Below are 7,192 nucleotides of genomic sequence, written 5' to 3' on the forward strand. Positions count from 1 at the left end.
CAAAATAATTTGTATCTTTGCATCGCTTGTTACCCTTTACTCACACACCACCCAGCTGTGAGTCATTACTGATTTTACCTTTTACCTTTTATTTTTAATAGAAAAATATTATTATGGAACATTCACACCACCAACACGACCATCATCACCACGGTCACGACCACCATCATCACACCGTAACTGACCTCAGTACTCTCAATCGTGCCTTCTATATAGGCATTGGGTTGAATCTACTCTACACAATTATTGAGTTTGTAGTAGGCTTTCGCGTCGATTCCTTAGCACTTATCTCCGATGCAAGTCATAATTTAAGCGATGTTGCTAGTTTAGTGATTTCACTTATTGGTATGAAACTCACCCTCCGCACCGCTACGCAGCTCTATACCTATGGCTACAAAAAAGCATCTATTCTCGCATCGCTCATCAATGCGGTACTACTGATGTACATTGTGATAAAAATCTTTATCGAAGCCTTCGAACGTCTTGCTAATCCACCCGAAATGGTAGGTTCAGCAATTATGCTTACAGCTTTTATAGGAGTGATAATCAATGCAGTTTCAGCATTCCTATTCTACAAAGGACAGAAGACAGATATCAATGTCAAAGGAGCTTTTCTGCACCTAATGCTCGATGCTTTGGTATCGGTAGGGGTAATTATCTCAGGGGCAATAGTATATTTTACCGGTTGGAACTTAGCCGACCCTATCAGTAGTTTTATGGTAGGTATTGTGATTCTGTTCTCCACTTGGGGATTGCTCAAAGAAAGTGTAAAACTCATCTTAGATGGAGTGCCTCACGACATCGATAAGGAGCATATACAGCATCTTATAGAAGAGCACCCAATGATAGAGAGTGTACATCACTTGCATATTTGGGCGCTCAGTAGCTCACAGAACGCTCTTACGGCTCATATTGTACTGAAAGAGTGTATTACGCTTAAAGAATTTATGAATATTAAAGCGGAGTTAAAGCACAAACTCTCACACGAAGGGATTACCCACAGCACTTTTGAAATAGACACTGATAATTGCCACTGCGAAGAAGAAAAATGTAATTAATACCACAATGTTAATAGCTTAAACGAAGAATAAACTACTATATAAAATCACTATTTATTACCAGTATTATTGGCATTACTGGTATTATTGGTATTAGAAAGGATTCCGCCACTAAGGGCAAACTCCATTGCTTTTTGGGAAGAGAAACCTTCGGCAGGCTTTATGTTATCTTTGGAAGTAACAATCACCCAACCAGAAATAGCATACGAATGCGGAAGATAAACACTTACCATTTCGCTGAGTTCAGCAAAATCCATAGAAGGTTGGGTAAGGAACCCAATGCGCCATATTTCGGGCGTTTCATTCACTTTTACCCATACCGGATTAGTAAGCTTTCGTTTGTCACCTACAAAAGAAGCTAAAATATCTTTAATAGAAGAATAAATAATCTTTACACCGGGAATATGAGCTACTAAATAATCTAATAGTCCCACGAACAGTTTCCCTAAAATAAGTCGACTACCAATAAAACCAATAATAGCAGTACCAAGTAAAACCAAAGCAAAAACTAACCCTGGGTAAGCCTTTGAGATATCAGGTACAAGGTTATCTACACTCTTGAATATCGACCAGATAATCCAGATAGTAGCACTCAGCGGACCTATGATAAGTATCCCCTGAAAAAAGTATTTGATAAAGGTACTGAAATAATTTTTTGACATATATTTTATTACTAAAAAATAGAAGTATGTGTTTGTGCGGTAAACTCTTCTAAGAACTTCATTCCTCTATACGAATTTCCTTTGTTATTAAGTTTCGGACTCCATACCGCAATGCTATAATGATTAGGCAAAACAGCTACAATACCGCCTCCTACACCGCTTTTACCTGGTAGTCCCACCTTAAAAGCAAACTCCCCCGACTCATCATAGAAACCGCACGTTTGCATCAAAGCGTTTACCCGTTTAGTACAAGTTTCAGTAAGTATTTGAACTCTATCGTGCATACGGATACCATCGTTGGCAAGAAACGAGAAGATATATGCCATCGATTTGCAAGTAAGCTCTAATGAACAGAGTTTAAAGTAGAAATTGAGTACCTCAATAGGGTCATTCTCTATGTTCCCTAATGATTTGATATAATAACATAAGGCAAAATTGCGATATCCTACTGATTTCTCCGACTCGGCTACTAATATAGAGTAATTAATACTATCATCATTAGCTAATTCTCTTACAAAAGTTAAGAAATCGGCTTCAGCATCTTCCAAGATAGAGAGGAGAATATCACAAACTACAATAGCCCCTGAATTGATAAGAGGGTTACGTGGAATACCGTTATCGGCTTCTAACTGTATTAATGAGTTGAATGAAGTGCCCGAAGGTTCTACATCTACACGTCGCCATAGTTGGTCGCCTATAATACTATACGCCAACGAAAGCGCTAATACCTTAGAAATACTCTGTGCTGAAAACTTTTCATCGCAATCACCAATCCCATACGATTGTTTGTTGAGGCTATAAAAATATACCCCAAACTTATCGGGGTTCACTTGTGCCAATTCTGGGATATAAGTAGGAACTTTACCTAAATTATCAGCAGATAAAACAGATTGGTATATAGTGTCAATTATTTTAGAATATTTCATATGTATTTATTGGGGATTGTTCGTTCTAATGATTTTGATTTGCTTGATACGTTTCTTGTCAAAAGCCTCTACAATGAATTTATAGTTACCAAAGAGAATAGGGGTTCCTTTCTGAGGAAAGTTGCCCGAAATCTCTAAGAGAAAGCCTGCAAGCGTTTCGGCGTCACCGCGATTTTCGTCAAATAGAGCCTCTTCTTCATCAGTAAATTCAAGAATGCGATAGAAGTCCTTCAAAACCGTTTTTCCTTCAAAAATAAAGACATTATTATTGATTTTGAAGTGTGTTACATCTTCATCGTCAAACTCATCGTTGATATTTCCCACAATCTCTTCTATGATATCCTCTAAGGTAATCACTCCACAAGTACCACCGTACTCATCTACTACAACAGCGAGGTGTATCTTCTTCTCTTGAAACTCGCTCAACAAATCGTCTAATTTCTTGTTTTCGGGAACGAAGAAAGCATTGCGTTTCACACTATTCCAGTCGAAATCAGTTTTGTCTAAATGTGGCAATAGGTCTTTGATGTAAATTACCCCTGTGATATGGTCTAAATTCTCGTGGTATACGGGAATGCGCGAATAGCCTATCGCCACGATTTCGTTTAGCAACTCCTGATATGAGAGTTCTTCGCTGAGAGCAAAGATATCTACACGGGGTACCATCACTTCGCGGGTTTCGGTATTGCCAAAAGAAACAATGCCCTCTAATATCTTCTTTTCCTCGTTGGTGGTATCTTCTTCGGAGGCAAGTTCTAAGGCTTGCGAGAGTTGTCCTACTGAAATATTACTTTTCTGCTTGCCCAAATTCTTTTGTATCCATACGGTAAAGTTTTTCATCGGCATACTGATGGGCGTAAAGAAGGTGTCGAGGGAATAGATGAAGTAAGCTATGCGCCGTGAAAACAAAATATTGTTGCGATTGGCGTAGATTTTAGGCAGAATTTCACCGCAGAGCAAAAGCACGAAGGTAACCAGACCTACATCGAGTACTGCCCGTACCCAAGGAGTTGTAATTCCCCCGAAGAGGAAGTCTCCTAAATCGGCAAAGAGGAGTACGATAGAGATGTTTACCAAGTTATTGGCGATAAGTACCGTTGCCAATAGCTTTTTAGGATTCTCTGCGAGCTTGGCTATAATATTGCCGGTAGGCGTTTTTTCTTCTTTGAGTGTTTCAATCTCAGCAGGAGTAAGCGAAAAGAGAGCTACCTCAGCTCCTGAGATAAGAGCAGAGCAGAATAATAATAGTATAAACACTGCAAATTGAATAACGATACCCACGTCAATGTTTAAGAAAGGCATTAATGAGAGTACCGACAAAGGTTCTGTTTCCAAAATATTATTATTTCGTTACACATTTAGAAAGGAGGCTCCGTGCTTACGGGCGGTTCAGGAGCCTTAGGTTCAACTGTTTTAGGAGCTGGTTTAGGTTGCCCATCACGTTTAGGATTTGGTAGAAAAGTTACATCGGAAGCGTGGATTTCAGTTGTTTGGCGCATCACGCCATCTTCCGTTTGCCATTTACGTGTTTTGATGCGCCCTTCGACATAGATAAGGTCGCCTTTGTGAGTGTATTTCTCTACGAGTTCTGCCAGCTTGTTGCGTACGATAACAGTATGCCATTCAGTACTGCTAATGCGCTCGTTGGTAGCGCGATTGGTATACTCATCATCAGTGGCTAAGGGGAACTGACCGATGCAGTTACCTTCGCTGAAATAGGTAAGCTTCACAACATCTCCCATACGACCTATGAGAATAACTTTATTTAAAGTTCCGTTCATTGATATATAAATATAAAGTTGATAATCTAAATATTCTCCAAAAGTACGACAAAATTTTAAAACTACCAAAATTTGGTAATGAAATTTGCAGTGAGAGCTGATACGGGATAGCTGTGTATGTCGGTGATAAGTATGCTATTATCAAGGAGTTCGGTGGTGGTAACTATCCAAAAAGAAGTATAAATATGCTGGTGAGTGAGTTTGTGGATTACAGGCATTTCGTTGTACAAACTCACAGTAGCAGAGGGTAAGAAAGAGGCTATTTCTTCGGTAGTAGCAGGAGCGTTAGTTTCGAGTAGAGGAAACTCATAGAGCCCGTGCCAGATATCTTTGCCTTTGCGCTTTTGCAAAAGGGTTTGTCCGTAAGGATTGAGCCATACGAGATAGTTGAAATAGCGTTTTTTGATAGTGATTTTCTTGATTTTTACGGGCAGGACGTCCACTTGCTGATGATGAAAAGCCCAACAGTGGTCACGTAATACACAATTTGCACAATTGGGACTCTGGGGAGTGCACTGCAAGGCGCCGAACTCCATTACGGCTTGGTTATAAGTGCCGGGGTTGTGCTTGTCTAAACATTCGTAAGCTAATGCTTTGAACTCTTTGGCACCTTGTGGACTGTTAATAGGTGTTGCAATACCAAAAAGACGAGAGAGCACACGGTATACATTACCATCGACTACGGCACAAGGTTCGTTATAACAAAAGGAGGCTATGGCACTTGCAGTATAATCGCCTATACCTTTGAGTTTTACAAGTTCTTTATAGGTTTTTGGGAAGACACCTCCTAATTCAGTAGCGATATATTGCGCTGTGTGGTGTAGATTCTTAGCGCGCGAGTAATAGCCTAAGCCCTGCCATAGTTTGAGCACTTCTTCTTCGGGGGCATTGGCTAAATCGGTGACAGTAGGGTACCGACTGATAAAACGCTGGTAGTAAGGCAGACCTTGCACTACGCGCGTTTGCTGTAAAATTACTTCGGAGAGCCACACCTTATAGGGATTAGCGGTGCCACGCCAAGGCAAAGACCTTTGCGCAACTTTATACCAAGAAGTTAGTTTGTTGATGAGCCAATTTGTCAATTTGTGAATTTTAGGAGTTAGGAGAGTGTGCAATGGGACGCAAAAGCGACAACGTTGCTAATTTTCTAATTTCTCGGTATTTTCTTTTTTCTTGTCGGTATCGTTATTCTCTTTGGTAGCATCTTTGAACTCGCGAATACCTGTGCCGAGACCGCGCATTAATTCGGGAATTTTCTTGCCTCCAAAGAGCAACAATATAAGGGCTACAATGATGACTACTTGCCAGGGGCCTACTACCCCTAAAAATATACTTAGCATAGTTATTAGATTTTAGTTGTTAGTTATTAGTGAATTAGGTATGTCGGAATTGTTAAACTTGTCGGACAATTCTGAACAAAGAAATATAATAGTGCAAAATTACAAAACTTTTTTGAATTGGCAATCTTTTTCTAACGACTAAATTCTATTGACTTGATAATAGCTTCGAGTTCGAAGAGCATATCGCGTTTAGCAACGCCTGGGGCATATAAAAAACCTTCGGCTACTACCAGGCGGTTATGGGCTTTGTCTTCAATAATATAATTGATATAAGGGCCTCCAAGGGCGAAATCTTTTACTTCCCACAAGCCTTTGCTTTCAATGGTTTTTCGTCCCTTTATTTTCATTTCGCTAATGCTGGGAGCCAAATAGGTTTCGGTAACCATATACATACCTTCTTTGGGACCTGGAATATATTTTTTGCCTATGGAATCGCGCATCTTTACGATGGTTTTAGCGCGCCCTTCTTCATCGGCAGGGATACTTCCGAAAGGCATTTCGTAAAGGATAATACTTGCTCTACCACCTTTGATAGGGCGTTCTATCCAGAAGAAATTGTCGCCGTATTTTCTCACCTGGTACACGGCGGGCATCACGAATTTGAAGCCTAAGGTTTGTTCTACTTGTTTGTCTTTGCTAAGGGCATTGTTAAAACGATGACGTGTTTCTTTGAGGTCGTTGTTCTTGAACGCAAGGATAAACTGGTCGTGAAATTCTTCGACTTTACAGGCTATATCGCGCACTTGTTTGCCTTGTACTTCGCATACTACTTGTGGTTTGGCGTATACATCGTCGCTGATAGTTGCTTCGTTTTTATTACCGCGATGCACAATGAGCACATTGCGACTGTTACGGGTGTTGCCTTCAAATACTTGTGGGGGCACTTGATGTAACGAAAAGATGGGTTCTTCGGTAGGTAGCCCATCGATAGGGGCGGCGAAGTAACGGCGAATGGTATCGCCTACGGCGCCTTCCCAGAGGTCGTTATCGATGACCACGGCGAGGGTGTTGATTTGCCCTACTGAAGAGGGGAGGTAAGTTTCTCCGTTTTTATTGTTGCTATTGTTACAACCCAATAGGAGCAAGGAGCAGGCGATGCTTGCAAATAGAAAGCGTTTCATAAAAATAACTGATTATTTCTTTATAAGAAAAGATACAGCTAAAATCGTTCCAAAATCACTTTTTTGGTAAAAAATATTGTTAGATTAGGAAGGAGGTGCGAGCCGCACGGGCGGTCGTAGCACGACGGGCGAGTGGAAAATGAGGTAAATACCAATAATACCACCAAAGGCAATGGACAGGGCGGACTTTTCAGACGAGTCGGACAGGTTAGAAGAAGTATTAGAGGATTCGGAAGGAAACGAAGAGTTTCGGAAGAGGGGAGTAAGGATTTTTGATGAAAAAAGGCTGTAAGATGGGTGGGGT

The 7,192-nt window shown here is 40.6% G+C and carries 8 protein-coding genes; 1 reads left to right on the forward strand and 7 read right to left on the reverse strand.

Going from position 1 to position 7,192, the window contains the following annotated elements; all coding sequences use genetic code 11:
- The first annotated feature begins 113 nt into the window (after positions 1-113).
- Complete coding sequence (locus HMPREF9078_RS07845; protein WP_009420171.1) at positions 114-1,058, forward strand: cation diffusion facilitator family transporter; 945 nt, start codon at positions 114-116, stop codon at positions 1,056-1,058.
- Between the two features lie 50 nt (positions 1,059-1,108).
- Here the strand turns inward: HMPREF9078_RS07845 and HMPREF9078_RS07850 are convergent, their stop codons facing one another.
- The 7 genes from HMPREF9078_RS07850 to HMPREF9078_RS07880 form a co-directional block, all read right to left on the reverse strand.
- Positions 1,109-1,720 carry a DUF502 domain-containing protein gene (locus HMPREF9078_RS07850; RefSeq protein WP_009420172.1) on the reverse strand — a complete coding sequence of 204 codons (612 nt, stop codon included), beginning with the start codon at positions 1,718-1,720 and terminating at the stop codon, positions 1,109-1,111.
- A gap of 11 nt (positions 1,721-1,731) precedes the next feature.
- Positions 1,732-2,646 carry a glutaminase gene (locus HMPREF9078_RS07855; RefSeq protein ID WP_009420173.1) on the reverse strand — a complete coding sequence of 305 codons (915 nt, stop codon included), beginning with the start codon at positions 2,644-2,646 and terminating at the stop codon, positions 1,732-1,734.
- 6 nt (positions 2,647-2,652) lie between these two features.
- A complete protein-coding gene (gene gldE, locus HMPREF9078_RS07860; protein WP_009420174.1) occupies positions 2,653-3,948 on the reverse strand; it encodes a gliding motility-associated protein GldE in 1,296 nt (431 codons plus the stop codon).
- 56 nt (positions 3,949-4,004) lie between these two features.
- On the reverse strand, positions 4,005-4,427 hold the full coding sequence (locus HMPREF9078_RS07865; protein WP_009420175.1) for a single-stranded DNA-binding protein: 423 nt from the start codon (positions 4,425-4,427) through the stop codon (positions 4,005-4,007).
- A 62-nt stretch (positions 4,428-4,489) separates the two neighbouring features.
- Positions 4,490-5,509, reverse strand: coding sequence for an A/G-specific adenine glycosylase (gene mutY, locus HMPREF9078_RS07870; protein WP_034543307.1), 1,020 nt, complete (start codon positions 5,507-5,509; stop codon positions 4,490-4,492).
- 57 nt (positions 5,510-5,566) lie between these two features.
- Positions 5,567-5,767 carry a twin-arginine translocase TatA/TatE family subunit gene (tatA, locus tag HMPREF9078_RS07875; RefSeq protein ID WP_002674610.1) on the reverse strand — a complete coding sequence of 67 codons (201 nt, stop codon included), beginning with the start codon at positions 5,765-5,767 and terminating at the stop codon, positions 5,567-5,569.
- Between the two features lie 131 nt (positions 5,768-5,898).
- Positions 5,899-6,888, reverse strand: a complete 990-nt coding sequence (locus HMPREF9078_RS07880; protein ID WP_009420177.1) for a DUF4837 family protein — start codon at positions 6,886-6,888, stop codon at positions 5,899-5,901.
- Between the last annotated feature and the right edge of the window lie 304 nt (positions 6,889-7,192).

It is taken from the genome of Capnocytophaga sp. oral taxon 380 str. F0488, assembly GCF_000318255.2.
Lineage (GTDB): Bacteria > Bacteroidota > Bacteroidia > Flavobacteriales > Flavobacteriaceae > Capnocytophaga > Capnocytophaga ochracea.